General features: G+C 70.1%; 15 protein-coding genes and 1 pseudogene. 6 read left to right on the forward strand and 10 right to left on the reverse strand.

Annotated features, from left to right (window positions below; genetic code table 11):
• Positions 1–38: 38 nt before the first annotated feature.
• The 4 genes from ACQPZX_RS16105 to ACQPZX_RS16120 form a co-directional block, all read right to left on the reverse strand.
• Positions 39–830 (reverse strand): ABC transporter permease, encoded by a 792-nt coding sequence (locus ACQPZX_RS16105; protein WP_433380882.1) that lies wholly within the window; start codon positions 828–830, stop codon positions 39–41.
• Positions 827–1762, reverse strand: coding sequence for an ATP-binding cassette domain-containing protein (locus ACQPZX_RS16110; RefSeq protein WP_433380885.1), 936 nt, complete (start codon positions 1760–1762; stop codon positions 827–829). Before ACQPZX_RS16110 ends, ACQPZX_RS16105 begins: the two co-directional genes overlap by 4 nt.
• A gap of 14 nt (positions 1763–1776) precedes the next feature.
• Positions 1777–2442 carry a DUF4097 family beta strand repeat-containing protein gene (locus ACQPZX_RS16115; RefSeq protein WP_433380888.1) on the reverse strand — a complete coding sequence of 222 codons (666 nt, stop codon included), beginning with the start codon at positions 2440–2442 and terminating at the stop codon, positions 1777–1779.
• Positions 2443–2681: 239 nt separating this feature from the next.
• Entirely contained in the window at positions 2682–3437 is a 756-nt protein-coding gene (locus ACQPZX_RS16120; RefSeq protein WP_433380891.1) for an N-acetyltransferase family protein, read from the reverse strand.
• Positions 3438–3529: 92 nt separating this feature from the next.
• Between ACQPZX_RS16120 and ACQPZX_RS16125 the strand changes: the two genes are divergently transcribed.
• Positions 3530–4429, forward strand: a complete 900-nt coding sequence (locus ACQPZX_RS16125; protein ID WP_433380894.1) for a LysR substrate-binding domain-containing protein — start codon at positions 3530–3532, stop codon at positions 4427–4429.
• Positions 4430–4432: 3 nt separating this feature from the next.
• The gene (locus tag ACQPZX_RS16130; RefSeq protein WP_433380897.1) at positions 4433–5554 is read left to right on the forward strand and encodes a lysostaphin resistance A-like protein; all 1122 of its coding nucleotides are present in this window, start codon (positions 4433–4435) and stop codon (positions 5552–5554) included.
• A 945-nt stretch (positions 5555–6499) separates the two neighbouring features.
• On the opposite strand, the pseudogene ACQPZX_RS16135 reads toward ACQPZX_RS16130, so the two are convergent.
• Positions 6500–8773 (reverse strand): annotated as a pseudogene (locus ACQPZX_RS16135) (leucine-rich repeat domain-containing protein); the annotation flags it as partial.
• A gap of 71 nt (positions 8774–8844) precedes the next feature.
• Between ACQPZX_RS16135 and ACQPZX_RS16140 the strand changes: the two are divergent.
• Positions 8845–9675, forward strand: a complete 831-nt coding sequence (locus ACQPZX_RS16140) for a siderophore-interacting protein (protein ID WP_433380900.1) — start codon at positions 8845–8847, stop codon at positions 9673–9675.
• Between the two features lie 5 nt (positions 9676–9680).
• On the opposite strand, the gene ACQPZX_RS16145 is transcribed toward ACQPZX_RS16140, so the two are convergent.
• From ACQPZX_RS16145 to ACQPZX_RS16165, 5 genes are all read right to left on the reverse strand, one after another.
• Positions 9681–10304 carry a maleylpyruvate isomerase N-terminal domain-containing protein gene (locus ACQPZX_RS16145; protein WP_433380903.1) on the reverse strand — a complete coding sequence of 208 codons (624 nt, stop codon included), beginning with the start codon at positions 10302–10304 and terminating at the stop codon, positions 9681–9683.
• Entirely contained in the window at positions 10291–11343 is a 1053-nt protein-coding gene (locus tag ACQPZX_RS16150) for an MBL fold metallo-hydrolase (RefSeq protein WP_433380906.1), read from the reverse strand. The genes ACQPZX_RS16145 and ACQPZX_RS16150 overlap by 14 nt, the downstream gene beginning before the upstream one ends.
• Before the next feature lie 136 nt (positions 11344–11479).
• Positions 11480–13411: a hypothetical protein gene (locus tag ACQPZX_RS16155; protein WP_433380909.1), complete on the reverse strand. Its 1932-nt coding sequence runs from the start codon at positions 13409–13411 to the stop codon at positions 11480–11482.
• Positions 13412–13949: 538 nt separating this feature from the next.
• A complete protein-coding gene (locus ACQPZX_RS16160; protein ID WP_433380912.1) occupies positions 13950–14939 on the reverse strand; it encodes a sugar-binding transcriptional regulator in 990 nt (329 codons plus the stop codon).
• 69 nt (positions 14940–15008) lie between these two features.
• The gene (locus tag ACQPZX_RS16165; protein WP_433380915.1) at positions 15009–16457 is read right to left on the reverse strand and encodes a nucleoside hydrolase-like domain-containing protein; all 1449 of its coding nucleotides are present in this window, start codon (positions 16455–16457) and stop codon (positions 15009–15011) included.
• Positions 16458–16654: 197 nt separating this feature from the next.
• Between ACQPZX_RS16165 and ACQPZX_RS16170 the strand changes: the two genes are divergently transcribed.
• Genes ACQPZX_RS16170 through ACQPZX_RS16180 form a run of 3 tightly spaced genes read left to right on the forward strand, consistent with a single transcriptional unit; the run spans position 16655 to position 19883 of the window.
• On the forward strand, positions 16655–17296 hold the full coding sequence (locus ACQPZX_RS16170; RefSeq protein ID WP_433380918.1) for a DUF2291 family protein: 642 nt from the start codon (positions 16655–16657) through the stop codon (positions 17294–17296).
• Complete coding sequence (locus ACQPZX_RS16175) at positions 17293–18807, forward strand: sugar ABC transporter ATP-binding protein (protein WP_433380921.1); 1515 nt, start codon at positions 17293–17295, stop codon at positions 18805–18807. Before ACQPZX_RS16170 ends, ACQPZX_RS16175 begins: the two co-directional genes overlap by 4 nt.
• Complete coding sequence (locus ACQPZX_RS16180; RefSeq protein WP_433380924.1) at positions 18804–19883, forward strand: ABC transporter permease; 1080 nt, start codon at positions 18804–18806, stop codon at positions 19881–19883. The genes ACQPZX_RS16175 and ACQPZX_RS16180 overlap by 4 nt, the downstream gene beginning before the upstream one ends.
• Positions 19884–19886 lie beyond the last annotated feature (3 nt).

Raw genomic sequence — 19886 nt, forward strand, 5'->3', positions numbered from 1 at the left:
CGGGCCGTTAACGGCCCGGGCCGGCGGAGCGTTCCCGGTTACTTGGGGTCGTTGTTGAACTTCGAGGTGGCCCAGAAGTAGCCGAGCACGGTGAGCCCGACGCACCAGGCGATGGCGAGCCAGCCGTTGTGGCCGATCGGGGTGCCGAGCAGCAGGCCCCGGAGGGTCTCGATGGCCGGCGTGAACGGCTGGTACTCGGCGATCGGCTGGAACCAGCCGGGCATCGAGTCGACCGGGACGAACGCGCTGGACAGCAGCGGCAGCAGGATCAGCGGCATCGCGTTGTTGCTGGCCGCCTCCGCGGTCGGGCTCACCAGGCCCATGCCGACCGCGATCCAGGTCAGGGCCAGGGCGAACAGGACCAGCAGACCGAACGCGCCCAGCCAGTCCAGCACCGTGGCGTCCGTCGACCGGAAGCCGATGGCCACCCCGACCGCGCCGACGAGCACCACGCTCAGGACCGACTGGAGGACACTGCCGACGACGTGCCCGACGAGCACCGAGCCCCGGTGGATGGCCATGGTGCGGAAGCGGGCGATGATGCCCTCGGTCATGTCGTTGGAGACCGACACCGCGGTCCCGATCACGGTGCTGCCGATGGTCATCAGCAGCAGGCCCGGCACCAGATAAGCGATGTACTTGGCGCGGTCGGGTGGACCGCCGTCGATGCCCGCGCTCAACGTGTCCCCGAAGATGAAGACGAAGAGCAACAGCAACATGATCGGGGTGAGCAGCAGGTTCAGGGTGAGCGACGGGTACCGCCGCGCGTGCAGGAGATTGCGGCGCAGCATCGTGGACGAGTCGCGGTAGGCGAGGGCGATGGTGCTCATCGGAGGGCCTCCATGGGCTGGGTGAGTGCGAAGAAGACGTCGTCGAGGTCGGGGGTGTGCACGGTCAGTTCGTCGGCCAGCACGCCGGCGGAGTCGAGGCGGTCGAGGACGGTGCGCAGCTCCTGCTGGCTGCCGCCGCTGGAGATCTGCATCGACAGCGACTCGTCGTCGCCGGTGGCGTCGACCAGCGCGAGCAACGCCGACTGGTAGGCGACCGGGTCGTTGAAGCGGAGCCGGACGTGGCCGCCCGGGACGAGCCGCTTCAGCTCGCCGGCGGTGCCCTCGGCGGCGATCTTGCCGTCGTGGAGCACGGCGATCCGGTCGGCGAGCTCGTCGGCCTCCTCCAGGTACTGCGTGGTGAGGAAGACGGTCACGCCGTCGGCGACGAGCTCGCGGATGATCTGCCACATGTTGTGCCGGCTGCGCGGGTCGAGACCCGTGGTCGGCTCGTCGAGGAAGATGATCCGGGGGCTGCCGACCAGGGTCATCGCGATGTCGAGGCGGCGCTTCATGCCGCCGGAGTAGGTGGACGCGGGCTTGCTCGCGGCCTCGACCAGGTCGAAGCGCTTGAGCAGTCCGGCGATGACGCGCCGGCCCTCGCCGCGGGGCAGGTGGTGCAGGTCCGCCATGAGCAGCATGTTCTCCTCACCGGTGATCAGGCCGTCGACCGCGGAGAACTGGCCGGTGACGCCGATGGCGGCGCGGACCGCCTGCGCTTCGGTGGCCGGGTCGTGGCCGCCTACGCGGACGTCGCCGGCGTCCTTGGAGATGAGCGTGGAGAGGATCTTGACGGCGGTGGTCTTGCCGGCGCCGTTCGGGCCGAGCAGGGAGAAGATCGTTCCTTCGGGCACGGCCAGGTCGACGCCGTCGAGCACGACCTTGTCGCCGTACGACTTGCGCAGACCGTTCGCCGAGATGGCCAGGGTGGTCATGAGGGATGTGCTCCTTAGAGGCTGCGGGCGGTGATGTCGCCGTGGGCGGTGGTGGCGCGGATGTCGAGCTCGTTGGCGCCGTCGTTCTTCAGGGAGTTGCTGACGCGGCCGTAACCGGTGCCGGCGTCCAGGGCGGCGGAGACGCCGGGGGCGGCGGCGACCGAGATGTCGCCGGACTGCGTGGTCAGGACGACCCGGCCGGCGGCGGCCTCGGCGATCCGGATGTCGCCGCGGGCGGTGCTGATCTCGGAGGCCCCGCCCACCCGGCCGACCTCGACGTCGCCGTCGATCGCGGTCAGGCGCAGGCTTGCGGCCTCGTCGATCTTGATCTCGCGGTACGCGCCGTCGAAGGCGACCTCGCCGAGGCGGCCGACGCCGCGCAGCTCGGAGGCGGCGGCCTTGCCCTCGACCCGCGAGCCGGCGGGCAGCTCGACGGTGACCTCGAGGGACCCCGAGGGGCCGAGGAGCTGGTTCTTGGGCTCGGCGGTCCGGATCCGCAGGACGCCGTCGGCGTACTCGACGGTGGTCTGCTCGGCCGCCTTCGTGTCGCGGCCCTTCGAGGCGTCCAGGGGCCGGATGTCGACGGTGGTGTCGGCCCGCTCGGTGGCGACGAACCGGACGCGCCCGGCGGGGATGTCGAGAACGGCGGAGATCGGGGAAGGGGTGTCGAACTTCTGCATCGTGGGCTCCTTGTGCTGGTGTTTCTGACATGGGAAACGCTACGTTGCGTTCACAGAGCTGGCAACACGCCTGTTGCGTATGGAACAGATAATCGCAGGTAAAAGCCATGATTTCATTGCAACGGCTCTGAATTTAACGCAACGGCGAGAGGTATTGGCGTTGCAATGGATGGGAAGTGAACGCTCCCGCGCGCGGAGGAACAGCGCCCCGGCGGCGAGCAGCCAGATCCGGGTGCTGTTCACGACTCGTTCCAGAGCTCGTAGAGGTGCGTGCGCCCGACCGGGCGGAAGCCGAAATGCTCGCGGGCGGCGAGCAACTGGTGGTCGTCCTCGGCCGTGGCGGCCTCGATCTCGGTGACGTGCGGATGGACCTCCCGCAGCCGCTGGATGAGGCCGGCGTTGACCCAGAGGCCGAGCCGCCGGCCGCGATGGCCGGGCAGCACGGCCGGCCCGTACTGGCGGGCGCGGGGCTCGGCGAGCGCGCCGACCACCGCCACGGCGTAGGCCGCCAGGTCACCGTCCGCGTCCGCGGCGGTCAGCAATGCCCGGCCCGGGCGGCTCGGGGTCCGCCACAGCTCGTCGACGCGGGGCGTGCCGTTCAGGTCGCCGGTCCAGTGGGTCAGGCGGTAGCCGGGATGCTCGGCGTCGACCAGCTCACCCAGCCAGGCCTGGTGGACGTCGCAGTAGGTGAGCAGGTCGTGGCGCTGCGACCGGGTGTGGCGGAAGCCGTGCCGCCGGCAGAACGCCTCGCCCGGCGAGCCCTCGGCGACGCCCGCGAGCAGGCCGAGACCGGTCGACTGCTCCCGGACCGCGGTCAGCAGCCGGGAGCCGATCCCGCGGCGCCGCCACTCCGGCTCGACGTGCAGGCTCAGCTCCGCGGCGCCCGGACTCATGAGCGCGGGCACCGGCCGCACGCCGGCCACCCCGGCGACGGTCCCCCCTGCGGCCACGGCCTGCCACCGCTCCGCGACCATCTTGATCATGGGTTCGCTCATGGCATCACGATCACCTGAGTGATCGGTGGTGAACAATGTGAAAGATTGAACCGCCGGATAAGCCTCCGGTTATCGATGGGAGAAACGGCCAGGTGGAGCTACGCGACATCGAGATCTTTCTCGCGCTGGCCGAGGAGCTGCATTTCGGGCGTACGGCCGAGCGCCTGCGGGTCTCCCAGGCGAGGGTCAGCCAGTCGATCAAGCAGCAGGAACGCCGGATCGGCGGCGCCCTGTTCGAGCGGACCAGCCGTAACGTGCGCCTCACCCCGCTCGGCGAGCGGCTCCGCGACCGGCTCGCCGCCGGTTACGGCGAGATCATGGCCGGCATCGCGGAGGCCACCGCGGCCGCCCGCGGCGAGACCGGCACCCTGACCGTCGGCACGTACGACAACCAGTCGCGCGAGATCGCGGCCGTCCTCGACCTGTTCCGGCAGCGGCACCCGGGATGCGAGCTGCGCATGCGCGAGGTTGTCCCGACCGACCCGTTCGCCGGGCTGCGCGCCGGACGGGTCGACATCGCCGTGCTCTGGCTGCCGGTCCGCGAGCCCGACCTGGTCGTCGGCCCGGTGCTGTTCACCGAACCGCTGGTGCTGGCGGTCGCGCCCGACCACCCGCTGGCCGGCCGCGACCGGGTCGTGATGGAGGACCTCGGCGACTACCCGGTGGTCCAGCCGGACGGCCCCATTCCGGACTACATGTGGCGGGCCCACACCCCGGCCGTCACGCCGGCGGGGCGGCCGATCCGGTCCGGAACTCCGGTGGACACCCTCGCCGAGGCCTTGACGGCCATCGGCGGCGGCAGCGTCGTCTCGCCGATCGGGGCCTTCACGGCCGCCGCCCGGCAGCCCCACGACGTCGTCTTCCTGCCCCTCGCCGACACGCCGACCCTGGAGTACGCGCCGGTGTGGCGCAGCGCCGGCGAGACCTCGCTGGTCCGCGCCTTCCTCCGGGCCGCAAGCGAGGCGGTGTTGCCCCCGGCCGCGACACTTTGAGGCATGCCGATCACCGAGTACCACCGCCTGGCGCGCACGCCGCAGCTCCGCTGGTGGAAATCGGTGCTCGGCACGCTGTTCATCGTCGCGGGCGGGCTGGCCCTCGCGATCGGCCTGATCGTCGTCGCGGCGATCGTCGCCGTCCTCGCCGGCCGGCCCCTCGACGCCGACGGGCTGCCGACCCTCGGTCCGCTCCCCGACCTGGCGCTGACGTTCCTCGCCGTCGCCGCGCTGCTGCCGCCCACGTTCGCGGCGGCGCGCTGGATCCAGGGCCGCCCGGCCGGGACGCTCTCCTCGGTGACCGGACGGCTGCGGTGGCCGTGGATGATGGCCTGCTTCGGCGTCGCGGTGGTCGCGGTGGGGATCCTGCTGGGGGCGTCCGCGTTCCTGCCCGCCGAGTCCTCGTCCGCCGATGGCGGCGAGAGCCTGGTGGGCTGGCCGACTTTCCTGGTGTCGGCGCTGGTGGCCGTGCACGTGGTGCCGGTGCAGGCGGCGGCCGAGGAGTACGTCATCCGGGGCTGGCTGATGCAGGCGATCGGCGCCTACTTCAAACGGCCGTGGCTGCCGATCGCGGTGCAGGCCCTCGTCTTCGCGGCACTGCACGGCTGGGGCACGCCCTGGGGCTTCGCCGACCTCGTCGTGTTCGGGGTCGTCGCGGGCTGGCTCACCGTGTGGACCGGCGGCCTCGAGGCGGCGATCGCGCTGCACGTGGCCAACAACCTGCTCGGCACCGTGCTGCTGGCCGCCTTCGGCGACCTGAGCACGGACGAGACCGCGGCGGACATGCCATGGCAACTGGTCGCCGTCGACGTTCCGGTGCTCATCGCGTACGGGATGATCGTGGTTTTCCTGAAGCGCCGCCTACTCGCCGGCCGCGGGAATGACCGGAACGGTGCCCTCGTAGGCGGACCGGAAGCGCGGATGCACCCAGCGGTAGCGGCTGTCGACGCGAAAGCGGACCAGACCGCCGAAGCCGGGGTCGACCTTGCCCAGACGGTCTCGCAGGACGCGCAGCAGCCCGCTGTCGAGCCGAACCGGGCCCTGAGCCCCGATGGTGTCGACGCTCTGAGGTCCAAAACCGTCCCGGGCGTAGAGAATGTCGGCGCCGTCGGTGACGGCCTCTAGCCCGTCGCCCATGTTCTTCAGCTGTTCGCCGAGCGCCGTCCGCCAGGCCGCCGTGTCGGGAACCCCCAGATCGACCGCGCCGACGGCGACCGGCAGCAAGGCCCGCAACACGACGGACATGGCCTTGATCATCGGAGCGGCGGCGACTACCCAGTCGCGGGGCAGGCTGAGGTCGTAGACGCCCAGGGTCGAATCGGCGCCGAAGAGCGCGTTGACCGGAAGCCGGGAGTGCTCGCACCACAACGTCACCCGCAGCCGGCGGTGCGTCCAGCCCGGCCGCAGCAGGCTCGCGTCGAGGAACTCGACGGTGAAGAGCGTGGGGCCGTCGCGGGACTCGTCGTCGAGCGCGGAGACGAGTTCCCGGTAGCGGTCCTCGACCTGACTGACGGCCCGCTGCGTCTCGACACCCATGGATCGGACGATGTCCAGGGTCTGCCGGGAGCTGCGCTCCACCGTCTCGGTCACCTCACGCGCCTGAGCGTTCACCACGTCGAGCACCTCGGCGAAGCGGGGGCCGATCAGAGCCTCCACCGCGTCGGCGATCCGCTGGTCCCGCTCGTTGGCCAGCACCACCACGGTGGACAGCAGCTCGTCGATCTCTTGGAAGGACTGGCAGCGCGGGCAGGGGCTCTTCGGGTAGCCCTCGCGTTTCGTGGCGATCAGCGTCTCGAGGTTGTACAGGCCCGAGCCGGGCCGGTTGGTTCCGCATCGCGGGCCGCAGGGCACGAGCACGCGTACGGCGAGGCCGGGCCAGAAGTCGGCGATGTGCTCGCGGACCGCCTCGGTCAGCCGGTGCAGCAGATACTGCGGATAGGCGGCCCGGACCGTGATGGTGAGCATGTTGCGATCCATGGTCAGCAGTGCGCGGCCGTGGATGTCGTTGTCCAGCACCAGACCTGTCTGCCAGTGGCGGCTGCGGGAGTGCTCGAAGCGGCCCAGCGAATACCGGTGCAGCCGGACGATCAGGTTGAAGATGAGGCCGGTCGGAGTGGCCGGCTCGCCGTCCTGGTCGACGATCTGGCAGACCTGGCTCTGCTGGTGCAGGCCTTCGCCGTAGCCGTACCAGCATTCGAGGTCGGGCTGTACGCCGCCGACCAGCTGAGCGACGAGGCTGGTGGGCTCGTCGACGGGTGACTCCGTGGCGATGCGGTAGGAGATCTGGAACTTCTCCATGAGATGCAGGAAGACCGGGTGAAGAGCGGGCGGATATCGTACGGGCCGCTTGCTGTCGTGCCAGATGGTGGCAAGACGGCGGTGGGCGAGGAGGCCGCCGGACCCCCTCGTCGCGGCATCGTCCAGGACGTAGCTGATCGCCGTGCTGAGCCAGTCGGCCTTGAAGATGACAATGCCGCTGAGGTCGGTGTCGTCGCTGTAGAAGATCCAGTGGCCCAGCGCGCTGCAGCTCGAAGCGAGGGAGCGGGCGCTGAGGGGAGAGAGGCCGTGGCCGGCGGCCAGGCGGGCGTAGTCGGCGTAGGCGAGGTAGGTCGTGCCGCTCCTGGCCACGGCCCGGCGAACCTCGATCCAGCTACGGGGATAGTGGCGCTTGGTATGGGGAAGATACGCGGCGCTGTCGGCGAGCGCGGTCAGCAGGGCGGGTATGCCGGTGCCGGTACGGCTGTCGACGTGATGGAAGCCGGCGATGACGCGGCCGAAGCGCCGGCGCAGGTTGGCCTCGTCGATCCAGGCGCCCCGCTGGCCGCTGTCGGCGTGGGTCGCTACGACGTGGATGCGGACATCCTCGCCGGCGCGGTTCCGGATGAGATCGATCCAGTAGTCGACGAAGCTGACCTCGGGTCCCCGGCGCGGACTCCAGACGACGACGTAGACGGCCGGTGCGGTGAAGAAGAGCTGGTGAGTCGGGCGGTAGTCGGGCTGTCCGCCGAAGTCCCACGTGTTGAGCGTGAGCGTGCCGTCCGGCCGGTCCACCAGGACCGGTTTGATCTCGATGCCGTGCGTGGTGGATCGGCGGTCGACGAACTCCTCCTCGCGCATGGCGGCGAGCAGGCTGCTCTTGCCGGCCTCGCCCTCGCCGATCAGGACCAGCTTGGCCTCGCGCAGGACGGTGCCTTCGTCGTGGAGCAGGCCGAGCAGGTTGGACAGTTCGTTCGCGCCCTCCTTGTAGGCCTCCACGATCTCCGGCTGCAAGGGGTTGCCGTCCAGGCGCAGCCCTTCGAGCGACAGGTCGCGGACCGACGCCGGAAGCTCACGAATGTGGTTCCCGCCCAGGTCGATGACCTTCTGACGCGAGCTCAAGCACTCGGGGAATTCTTCGACCAAGTTGTTCGAGACGTCGAAGGTGGCGAGCCGGGGAATCTCGCGCAATGCGTCCGGCAGTCTGGTGAGCTTGTTCCCCGCCACACTCAGGTGGGTCAACTTGGTGAGCTTGCCGATCGATTCCGGCAAGGAGGCGATTCGATTGCGGTCCAGATGGAGTTTTTCCAGGTGGGTGAATTCTCCGATCGACTCCGGAATTGCCGAGATCTGATTGTCCTCCAGGCTGAGAAGTCTCAACTCCGTGCAATCGAACAGCCATCCGGGCAATGTCTCGATGCGATTGCCGGCGGCGTACAACATCCTGAGGACGCGCTGGCCGGCCAGGAACTCCGGCAGCGCATCGATGCCGACGTTGCTCAGGTCGAGGCGGCACAACTTAGGCATTTCGCCCAGCCATCCGGGGACCGCGGTGAGGTGGTTGTGGTCGATCGTGAGGTTTTCGAGCGCGGTCGAGGCGCGCAGATCGGGGAGTGTGGCCAGCCGGTTTCTGGAAACGTAGACCTCGGTCAGGCGACGTAGGTTCGACAGGGATTCCGGCAATGTGGTGAGCTCGTTGTTGTCGGCCGAGAGGACAGCGAGCGAATGGATCTCCCCGATCGACTGGGGAAGTTCGGCGAGTTTGTTGCGCGAGAACTTGAGCGTTCGCACACGCTTGAGGTTGCCGAGGGATTCGGGCAGCCTCGACAGGCTGTTCCCTGACCCGTTGATGCTTTCCAGAGTGTCGATCCGCCCGATCCACTCGGGAACTTCGCTGATCTGGTTGCCGCCGAAATTCAAATCTTGGAGGCCGTCGATCCGGGTGATCGATGGTGGTAGTTCGGTCAGTTGCATCCCGGTCAGGCGCACTGCTTTCTCGCCCGCTCGGACGGCCTCGGCGATCGCGCGCTCAGCGGCCTCGGACATCGAGCTGAACTCCTGCCTTCGACGGGACCCCTCGGCACTCATCAAAACATCGGGCCAGGGCTATGGCCACCGCCTGTTCCGTCGAGCGGGTGATTAGGTTAGCCTCCCCTAACATGAGTGAGTCTCGCCTGCGGCTGCGGAAGCCGATCGATCCGCATGTTCTGCTGCTCGAGGTGACCGGGCGGGCGCAGGTCTCGCCGAGCGTCGTGCGGGTCACGCTCGGGGGAGAAGGGCTGGCCCAGTTCACGCCGCAGGGCTTCGACCAGTGGTTCCGGTTGTTCCTGCCGCGCGACGGGCAGGAGTCGCTGCGTCTGCCGACTCGCACCTCGAGCCTCTGGTACGCCCAGTATCTCGCCACGCCGAAGCCGAAGCGGCCACACGTCCGGAACTACACCGTGCGGGCGTTCCGGGCCGACCCGTACGAGATGGATGTTGATTTTGTGATCCATGCCGGCGCCGACGGCAGCTGCGGTCCCGCGACGGGTTTCGCGCTCGGCGCGGAAGTGGGTGACCAGGTCGGGCTGCTCGACCAGGGTGTCGGCTACAACCCGCGCCACCCGCACGATTGGATGCTGCTGGTGGCGGACGAGACCGGGCTTCCGGCCGTCGCGGGGATCTGCGCGTCGCTGCCGCCGCAGGCGAAAGGCGTGGCCATCGTGGAGGTCCCGACCGACGCGGATGTGCAGGACATCGAGGTGCCGCCCGGCGTGGAGCTGCGGTGGCTCGCCCGCGACGAGGCGGCAGCGGGCCACGACGTTCCGGGGCGCCTGGCGCTCGCGGCGCTGCGCGAGGCCGCGCTGCCCGAGGGAATCGGCTACGGCTACCTGATCGGGGAGTCGCAGCTGGCCACGGGCGCGCGGCGGCATCTCGTCGAGGAGCGTGGGTTCGCCAAGGCGCACCTCGATTTTGTCGGCTACTGGCGGCACGGGCACGCCTACATGTAGCGGCCTCAGGACATGACGGGGAAGAGGTCGGTCGATGCCCGTCCGGTCGCGGCCTCGATGAACTCCACCGGCGGCGCGATGTGCGCGATCACCTCCGCGGTGTGGGCGAGCCCCACCGCCGGCACGTCCGGTTCGTGGCCGAGCGCCCGCTGCACGTCGAGCAGGTGGACGGTCGCCTCCAGGATGCCGATGCTGACCGCCTCGCCGAGCGGCAGCACCGCCCGGCCGAAGTAGTCGATCGACACGTCCCCGAGCTCCCGCGCCTCGGCGATCGCGTGCGGCCCGGTCGTGGCGAACTGGTCGACCAGCTGCTCGACCGTGTACTTCTCGGCGTCCTCGCGCCCGGAATCGGCGACCCGGTCACGCGTCGTGTTGGCGATCCCGTCCGGGACGTTGAACTCGGCGAGCAGCGCCGCCGCGGTGTCGTGGGTGGCCGGCGCGTCGGTGACGCGGCCGACGAGTATCGAGAATCCGAACGGCCATCCGGCCGAGTGCGCCCAGAGGGCCCGCAGGTCCCAGCCGTCGAGCCGGGTGGGCCGCCGCCAGTCGGCTTCGGTCAGCCCCTTGCCGGTCCCGGCCCAGACCGACCAGAGCGCGTCGAGTGTGGTGAGACGGTCATCGATGGACATTGCTCGACCTTAGCCACAACGCGGGGTCACCGTGAGTAGGCGCGACCATTCCGATTTCCGTGAGGTGCCAAAGGTGGGCGAGGGTCTCGGCCAGCGCCATCCGGCGCAGCAGCCCGTGCAGCGCGTCCCAGCCGCGCGACCAGGTCAAAGACGCGGCGATGTGCCAGGCGGTGGGCTCGTCGAGCAGGTCCACCGCTCGCATGATCTCGGCGTCGCGTTTCTCGTGATGCGCGATGATGTCGTCGGTGCGGCCTTTCAGGCCGCGGAATCGCCACTCGTGCGCGGGGAGAGCTTCGTCGGCGTCGAACGCGGCCGTTTTCCGCAGAGATGACACGTACGCCCCGAGCGGGTCGCCCGCCGAGGTGGGCAGCACCGCGATGTTCGGGGTGATGCGGGGGAGCACGTGATCGCCGGTCAGCAGCACGCCCGCGCCGGCGTCGTGCAGGCACAGGTGGCCCGGGGTGTGGCCGGGCGTCCAGACCGCGCGCACCGCCCGGCCCGGGAACGGCAGCAGGTCCCCGTCCTCGATCAGCCGGTCCGGCTCGGCCATCGCGAGCAGCGCCTCGACGCGATCGGCCGCCACGCTCAGCCCGGCGAGCTCCTCCTCCGGCACCCCCTGGTGGCGGAGCCAGCCCGGGTCGATGCCGGGGTGGCGGCGGTCCTTCCAGGCGCGGCCGGGCAGGTTGGCGGCCTCCAGCGGGTGCATGCCGATCCACGCGCCGGAGACCTCGCGAAGCCAGCCGGTCATGCCGTGATGGTCGGGGTGGATGTGGGTGAGCACGATGCCGGCAACGTCGGCCGGGGTGGCGCCGGCCGCGGCCAGGCCCTCCGCGAGGATCCGCCGGCCGTCGGCGCTGTCCCACCCGGGGTCGACCAGCAGGATGCCACCGTCCGCGACAAACGCGTAGGACAACGTGTACCGCATCGGATTTCCGGGGATCGGCACCGGGATCGACCACAGATCGGGCCGGGGCTGCTCGACCGGGGGCAGCACGCGCCGCAGCCAGGCCTCGCGCTGTGCTTCCCCCGTCACCACCATCATTGGTCAGACTAACCCGGGCGGGAGTGACGCCGGGTGGGCCGCCCACGCCGCCACGAGGTCGCTCATCGGCGGGGATGAGCACGGCCCACCCGCGCCGCGCGCCACAGGGTGCCAGGAGCGTTTCGGAGCCGGTTCAGGATTTGTTCAGGCTCTCCCGCGTCGCCGGCGCGACGTCGATCTCCCGCATCGCCGCCGCGTACTCGTCGTAGGCCCGCCGTGCCTCCCCGTGCCGCCCCGCGGCCGTCAGCGCCCCGATCAGCCCCAGATGCGCGGCCTCGTCGTACCGCTCGCCCGCGACGATCCGCCGGTACCACCCGGCCGCGGCGTCGGGTCCCGCGCCGATCGCCAGCCGCCGCAACACTTCCCGATGCAGATCGGCGAGCGTGACCCGGGCGCTCTCGTCCCCCACGCACAACTCTCCGGTGTAGAGGGTCGCGACGGCTTCGAGGCGGGCTTCGTCGCGCGGCGCCGCCAGCGCGGCCCGAGCCGCAGCCGCGAACGCCGCGGTATCCAGCGCCACATGCCGCGTATCCAGCCGTACGCTGTCCTCGTCGGCGGCCAGAAAATGCCCCGCCGGCCTGGCATGCCGCGGGTCGAACACCCCACGCACGGTCGACACGAGCACCGCCAGCCGCCTCCCCGCGACAGCCGCCTCCGCCTCCGGCCACAACGCCTCCGCAAGCGTCTGCCGCGAGATCGGCCCGCCCGACCGCGCCGCCAGCAGTTTCACGAGATCCCGCGCCTTGCGTGACTGCCACGCCGCCGTCGGCACAGCCTCCCCCGACAACAGCACGGCAAACTCCCCGAGCGCCCGGACCGCGACCTCAGCGGTGGGTGGCGCGCCGAGCGCGGCCAGAGGTCCGGCGATTTGCCAAACCCCATCCCGTACGCCCAAAGCATGCAACCGAGTGCGCGCCACCGCTTCCGCCGGCCAATCCCCGGTGAGCCGCCCCCGCACGACGGCGTTCATGGCCGCCGCCAGCCCGTTGCCGACCTCGCCCCAGATCGCCGCCGCCTCGGCCAGATCGGACAGCCGCCCCGCCACCGACCGCTCGTCCGCGAGCGCCCCCAGCTCGAGAGCCTCCGCCAGCCCCGCCGCGTCCCGCCGCCGCCCGGCTTCGGCCTTGGCCCGCGCCGCATGCCCAGCCGCGGCCGGGCGATCGTCGGAACAGAGCGACACCCAGCCGGCCGCCAGCTCCGGCACCACCGCACCGCCCGTCGGCGACTGGTCAAGCGCTTGTTTGGCCGCGCGGCCCGCCTCGGCCGGATCGTCGGCGAAGACCGAGCGGGCCAGGCCGGCCCAGGCCTCGGTGAGGACCTGGGCGTTCGCGGTCGGCTCGGCCAACACGATTGCCTCGCGGTAGGCCGCCACCGCCTGGCTCGCCAACCCCAGCTGCCGATGCACCCGGGCGATGGTGAGCAACCCGAACGCCGCCTGCGGCGACCCCATCCGCTGCCACCCGCTGAGCGAGGCGTCCGCGTCGTCCCGGGCCCGGCGCAGCTCGCCGAGCCCCAGCCACGCCTCGGCCCGGTTGTGCCGCGCGAGCGCCAGGAACTCCGGCATCCCACCGTCCTCGCTCAGCCGGATGGCCGCGTCGAGCTCGGCGATCGCCGTCCGGTAGCGGCCTTCCTCGAGCAGCCGCGATCCCACATTGCTGCGGATCCGCACCTGCTGGCGCACATCCCCCGCACGCTCCGCCGCGGCGAGCGCGAGCGCATAGGCGTGCTCGTTGGCGGCTCGGTCCCCGGCCCGATAGGCGCCGAGCGCCTGCGCCACATATGCGGCGGCCTGGGCGGCGTCGTCCTGGCTCTTCAGCGCCTCGGCCACCGCCAGCTCGGCGAGCCGCCGCACGTCGTCGCCGCCTTGCGCCCAGCTGAGCGAGGCGCGCGCCGCCAGCAGTTGCGCCCGGTCCGCGGCCTCGGTGGCGTCGTCGTCCCGCGCCCGCGCATAGACGCGCGCCGCGGCGTCGAACTCGCCGCGCGCGTGCAGCAGCACCCCGGCCCGCCAGGCGTCCGCCACCGGAACGGGACCCTTGGGCGGCAGGTCCTCGTGTTCCCTCACCATCGGGGAGCACCGTACCGAACCGTCGTCCCCGAACACCCGCCACGACGACCGGATCCGCCGTCGGATCCAGGACACGGCGTACCGGGTCCGACTTTGTCGCGCGCTTTGCTCTGCTCACCCATACGCACCACCACCGGCGCGGCGGGTCACCGAGCCGTCGGCGGCGCCTTGCCGGCGGCGGGCGCGTATTGGTGCGCAGAGCAAAGCCGGCGGCGCTGTGGCTGACGGTGCCGCCACGGACCCGTGACGCCGCGACCGGCCTGGCCGGCCCGGCCTGGCCCGGCCACGCCGTGGACGGCCTGGCCCGCCTTGCGCGGTCACGCCGCGACCCGGCTGGCCCGGCCTTGCGCGGTCACGCCGCGACCCGGCTGGCCCGGCCTTGCGCGGTCACGCCGCGACCCGGCTGGCCCGGCCTTGCGCGGTCACGCCGCGACCCGCCTGGCCCGGCCTTGCGTGGCCACGGAGGCCGGCCCTCGCTGACTGGCGGCTGGGCGGGGCCTCGTGCCCGGAGGCGGGGCGGGCTTCTGCCCGGAGGTGGCTAGCGCTGGTCGTCGGCCGCCATCAGGCTGCGGGCCACCTGCAGGTCGGTGATCAGGACGTTGGCCCAGCCGCCTCGGAGGGCGGCCCGGATCGCTGTGCTCTTGCGGGTGCCGCCGGCCACGGCTACGCGGCGGGGGACGGCGCGCAGCGTGTCGGCGGCGATGCCGAGGACGCGGTCGTCCAAGTCGGAGTCGATGTGCACGCCGTCGGAGTCGAAGAAGCGGATGCACACGTCGCCGACCGCGCCGGCCGCGCGCAGCGCCGGCAGCTCGTTCTCGGCGACCGCGTTGCCGCTCTCGCGCAGCAGCGGCGACGGCTCGACGCTGCCGATGCCGACCAGCGCCATGGTGAGGTCGTCGCAGGCGCGCAGGACCGGCTCGATGTTGGGGTCGCTGACGAACATCTGCCGCATGTCCCCGGACGAGAGCAGCCCGGGCGCCTGCAGATAGACCGCCTGCGCGCCGGTCAGCGCCGCGAGCCGGCCGGTGATGCGGGTGGCCTGGGTCTGGGCGGTGACGTTGCCGACCCCGCCGATCATCTGCACCACCTGGTCGGCGACCGGCGTGGGCCGCGGGTGCATGGCCTCGACGGTGGCCAGGATCGTCGAGCTCCACGAGGAGACGCCGATCCGCTCGCCGCCCATGAGCGTGGTCTCCAGGTAGACGGCCGCGGCGGCGCCGAGCGCCCTGATCACCTGGGCCTCGTCGGCGTGGTCGTCGGTGTCGGCGACGATCACCTCGGTGACGCCGTACGCCTGCTCGATCTGCTCCTCGAGCTCGGCATAGACGCCCCGCGGCGCGATCACCGTGGTGCGCACTATGCCGAGCTCGACAGCCCGCTTGAGCAGCCGCGAGACCCGCGGCTGGGAGATGTGGAGCTGCTCGGCGATCTGGGGTTGCCGCATGCCGCGCTCGTGGTACATGCGCGCGACCTTGGTGAGCAGACGGATCTGATCAGTGGCGATCTCCGCCGCGTAGCTGTCCACCATTACGGCCCTCCCGTGCGTTCGATTACGCGCAGCTAGGAAGAATATCCATTCAACCTCGGATGTGAAGAGCTACCTCACCGTGACGATCACCCGCTGGTAGTGCTTGAGGGCGGGCGTCCCGTTGTCGGTCACCTCGAGGATGAGGTGGATCGTGTCGCCGCTCTTCGCGTCGGCCGGCACCTGGAACGACGTCGTGGGCGAGGTCGCGTTCGACAGAGCAACCGTTCCCGCGTACGTGTCGGCGTCGGTGTACTGCCACCAGCGGTACCCGAGACGATCGCCGTCCGGGTCCGCGCCGCGACCATGCAACGTCACCGTCTGGCTCGTGCGAGCGCGGAGGTTCAGCCCTTCCCGTACGGAAGCAATGGGGTTGTGGTTGGCATCGCGATAGCGCGGGGTCGTTCCCCAGTCCGCGCGGGCGGCGAAATCGTTCTGCAGGTCGGCGACCCATCGGGTCTGCGGGTACGCCCGGTCGGCCGCACCCGAATTCGGATTCACATCGGTGGTGTCGATCCAGCCGGTGGCGTTGGGCGCGAACCGGCCACCCCAGCCGCCGTAGGTCGGGTCCTCCGACGAGCGCAGCCCGTTGAAGTCGAGCAGGTAGAGGAACGACGGGGAGTCGCCCTCGGAGATGAAGTCGTGAACGGCGTACGTCAGGTTCTGGTCGGGCCGCCACCGGTTGTTCTGGTCGTCGCCGGGGGTGGGCTTGCCGTCGCGGTAGGTGCGGTACTCCTGAAGTAACGGACCGTGATTGTTAAGGAGGTTTTGCTCCATGTAGGGCGCCTTCAGGGCGTACTGGAGGTCGGCTGGCACCTGCCGCGTCCACAGGTAGGCGAAGCTCCAGAACTGGCTCTGGTTGTCGACGATCTTGAGGTCGGGCCAGTTCGGTTTGATGTAGCCGTTGAGCGTCGCGTCCTGGTCGAGGATGTTGTAGATCACGACCTTCTGGCTGATCTTGCGCTGCAGGGCGGGCCACTTACGGGTGCCCTGGTACTGGTCCTGGATGGACTTGAGCGCCCGCGCGGTGGTGTTCAAACCGCCCCACGACTGGATGTAGAGCGGGCCCTTGTCGTCGTCCAGGATTGTCTTCCTGATCCAGTCGGAGCCCTGGGTGTCGTGGTCCATCTCGCCGACGTTGTCGATGTTCCCGATCTTGTAGAGCGAGCGCAGCTTGGCCGGCGAGGGGTAGCCGGAGGCGTGCTTGCGCAGGTTGGGGTAGATCTTCGAGTACAGGTCGATGTAGTGGCTGAGCCACTCGGTGCCGGTCCAGCGGAACGGCGCGACGTCGGCGCCGTTGCCGGCGTAGTGGTAGCGCGAGCTCGAGTAGACGATGCCCTGGATGTCGAATTCGTTGGAGTAGTACAGGAAGCGGATGAACGAGTCCATGTCGTCCACTTCGCCGTCCTGGGAAACGATGATCCGCGGCTTGTCGTGGCCGCGATCGTGAGCCTGCGCCGGCACGGAAATCGCCAGCGGCAGCGTGATCGCCAGGGCCGCGGTGGTCAATAACCGCCCCAATGTCCGAGTCTGCAACGTACGTCCTTCCGGTAAGGGGAGTGGAAGAGCGACGAATAGAAATTCAGTGCTGCATCGGTACCGCAACAGGACCGTAATCATGACGTCTGCCGAGAGTCAAGAACGCCACCCGTTGACAACGACGACATCGAGCGTTCACAGTAGCTGCATGGCCAGTCGCCTATGAATGGATATTCAGCATGAAGGTGATCGTACGCCGGGCAGTGGCCCTCCTCCTCGCGGCAACGCTGACGGCGGCCTGCTCCAAAGTGCCGGGCGTCTATGTGTACGAGAAGGACGGGCAGGCCACCGCGGCCAAGTCCGGCGCGAACGATCCGAAGACCTACGTGGCCGACAACTGGTCCACCAAGATCGTGCCGACCGTGCACGACAAGGCGGTCGACGTCGCCACCGTGGCCGCGGCGGTCGCGAAGGACCCCGAGGCCGCCGGCAAGCAATACGGCCACCAGGCGGGCACCGGCAGCCCGTACGCGTACATGGTCAAGGGCTCCGGCACGGTGACCGGCATCGACACGTCGGTGCCCACCGGCCCGATGACGGTCCAGGTGGGCAGCACGAAGGTCACCATCGCGACCGGCCCGGTCATCGCCGGCACCGCGATCCGCGACGGGGTCGGGTTCGTCTCGTTCGGCGACTTCACCAACCAGATCGACTATGCCGAGGCGGCCAACCAGATCAATGCCAAGGTCAAGTCGGACGTGATCGCCAAGGTCGACCTGAAGAGCATCAAGGGCAAGAAGGTCGACTTCTACGGCGCGTTCTCGGCGCTGAGCCCCGGCACGATCTTCCTGGTCCCGACCGAGCTGACGGTGACGCCGTGACCGCCGAGATCGTGGAAGCGCACCACATCAGCAAGAGCTACGGCGGCGTCCGGGCGCTCAAGGACGTCACGTTCACCGCCTACCGCGGCAAGGTCAACGTGCTGGTGGGGGAGAACGGCGCCGGCAAGTCGACGCTGATGAAGATCCTCTCCGGCTCCGAGCAGCCGACCAGCGGCGAGATCCGGCTCGACGGCGAGCCGGTGACGCTGGGCAGCCCGCGCGCCGCCCAGGCGCTCGGCATCGGCATCATCCACCAGGAGCTCAGCCTCTTCCCGAATCTGTCGATCGCCGAGAACATGTTCGCCGGCCGGGAGCTGCGCCGCGGCCGGCGTTTCGTCGACTCGGCCGCCCAGCGGCGCCGGGCGAAAGAGGTCCTCGCCCGGCTCGGCCAGGGCGATCTGAACCCCGACGAGAAGGTGGGCGACCTCCCGATCGGTCTTCAGCAGCTCGTCGAGATCGGCCGGGCGCTGCTCGAGGACGTCCGCGTGCTGATCATGGACGAGCCCACCTCGGCGCTGTCCAACCACGAGGTCGACGTCCTCTTCGAAGTGATGGCCGATCTGCGCGAGCAGGACGTCACGGTCATCTACATCTCGCACAAGCTCGACGAGTTCCGCCGGATCGGCGACTGGGTCACCGTGTTCCGCGACGGCAACCTCGTCGCCCATGAAGCGATGAGCCGCACCGACACCGGGTGGATCGTCCGGCAGATGGTCGGCCGCGACCCCGACTCGCTCTACGTCCGCAACAGCTCGGCTGTGGGCGACGTGTTACTGGACGTTCGCGACCTCAGCGTCCCCGGAACCGTGCCCGTCCACAACGTCTCGCTGACCGTGCGCGCCGGCGAGGTGGTCGGCATCTACGGCCTGATGGGCGCGGGCCGCACCGAGCTCGTCGAGTGCCTGATGGGCATGCGGCGCGGCGTCGGCGACGTGCTGGTGCGCGACAAAATGGAAAAAGAGGGCACGGTGCAGGCCCGGATGGCGGCCGGCCTCGCCCTGGTGCCCGAGGACCGGCAGCGCGACGGCCTCGTGCAGACCATGTCCGTCCGCGACAACATCCTGCTCGCCACCGTGGCCCGCCTGACCCATGGCGGGCTTCTCTCCGGCGGTGCCGAGCAGAAGACCGCGGCCGCGAAGGTCAAGGACCTGGCCATCAAGATCCCCGGCCTGTCGGCGGCGGTCACCGCGCTGTCCGGCGGCAACCAGCAGAAGGTGGTACTCGCCCGGGCGCTGCTCACCGAGCCGGTGGTGCTGCTGCTCGACGAGCCCACCCGGGGCATCGACGTCGGCGCCAAGGCCCAGATCGCCGCGCTGATGGCCGACCTCGCGGCGCAGGGCTTCGGAGTGCTGTTCATCTCCTCCGAGCTGGCCGAGGTGATCGCCATGGCCGACCGGGTCCTGGTCATGGCACGGGGCCGCATCACCGCGGAGTTCACCGCCGAGAACGTCACCGAGGAGGCCCTCGTGACCGCCTCCGCATCCGAAAGCGTCCTGGAGGCCTCCTCATGACCGACACGCACGTCGCCGCCCCGTCCCAGGCCGCGGCGCCCGAGCCGGGGCCGGCCCGCAACCCGGCACTGGCCAAGGCGGCGTTGCTGCTGCTGCGGGGGCGCACTCTCGTCGTACTCGTGCTGCTGGTGATCTTTTTCAGCGCGATCTCGGGGGAGTATCTGACCCAGAGCAACCTCATCCTGATGACGAAGCACGTGGCGATCAACGCGATCCTCGCGATCGGCGTCACCTTCGTGATCCTCACCGGGGGCATCGACCTGTCGGTGGGCTCGATCGCCGGGCTGGCCAGCATGGTCGCGGGTGGTCTGCTGTTCAAGGGCTTCAGCGTCCCGGGCGGCACGATCTTCTTCTCGGTGGCCGTGGTGATTCTCATCGGGATCCTGGTGGGCGCGCTGGTCGGCGCGGTCAACGGCCTGCTGATCACCCGGTTCAAGGTCGCGCCGTTCATCGCCACGCTCGGCATGCTGTACGTCGCGCGCGGCCTCGCCCAGCTGCACAGCAACGGCGGCACCTATCCGGATCTCGCGGGATCGGAGGCGCGGGGCAACACCGGCTTCTCGTTCATCGGCGTGGACAGCGTGCTCGGCATCCCGGTCGCCGTCTGGATCATGATCCTGGTCGCGATCGCGGCCATTGTCGTGACCACCAAAACCCCGTTCGGCCGCCGGATCTTCGCGGTCGGCGGCAACGAACGGGCCGCGATCCTGGCCGGCATCCGGGTCAACCGGGTCAAGATCGCCGTGTACGTCATCTCCGGCGCCTGCGCCGCCCTGGCCGGCCTGCTGCTCACCTCCGAGCTGGGCGCGGCCTACCCGGACACCGCCACCACGTACGAGCTCAACGCGATCGCCGCGGCGGTCCTCGGCGGCACCGCGCTCAGCGGCGGCCGCGGCACCATCATCGGCACCGTCATGGGCGCCTTCGTCATCGGCTTCCTCAGCGACGGCCTGGTCCTGGTCGGGGTCTCCACCTTCTGGCAGTCCGTGGTGAAGGGCGCCGTGATCGTCTTCGCCGTCATCACCGAGCAGGCCCAGCAGCGCCTGCAGACCGGTCTCAATAAACGAAAGGGCTGATCC

This window comes from Actinoplanes sp. CA-142083 (genome assembly GCF_050942195.1).
In the GTDB taxonomy this organism is placed as follows: Bacteria; Actinomycetota; Actinomycetes; order Mycobacteriales; family Micromonosporaceae; genus Actinoplanes.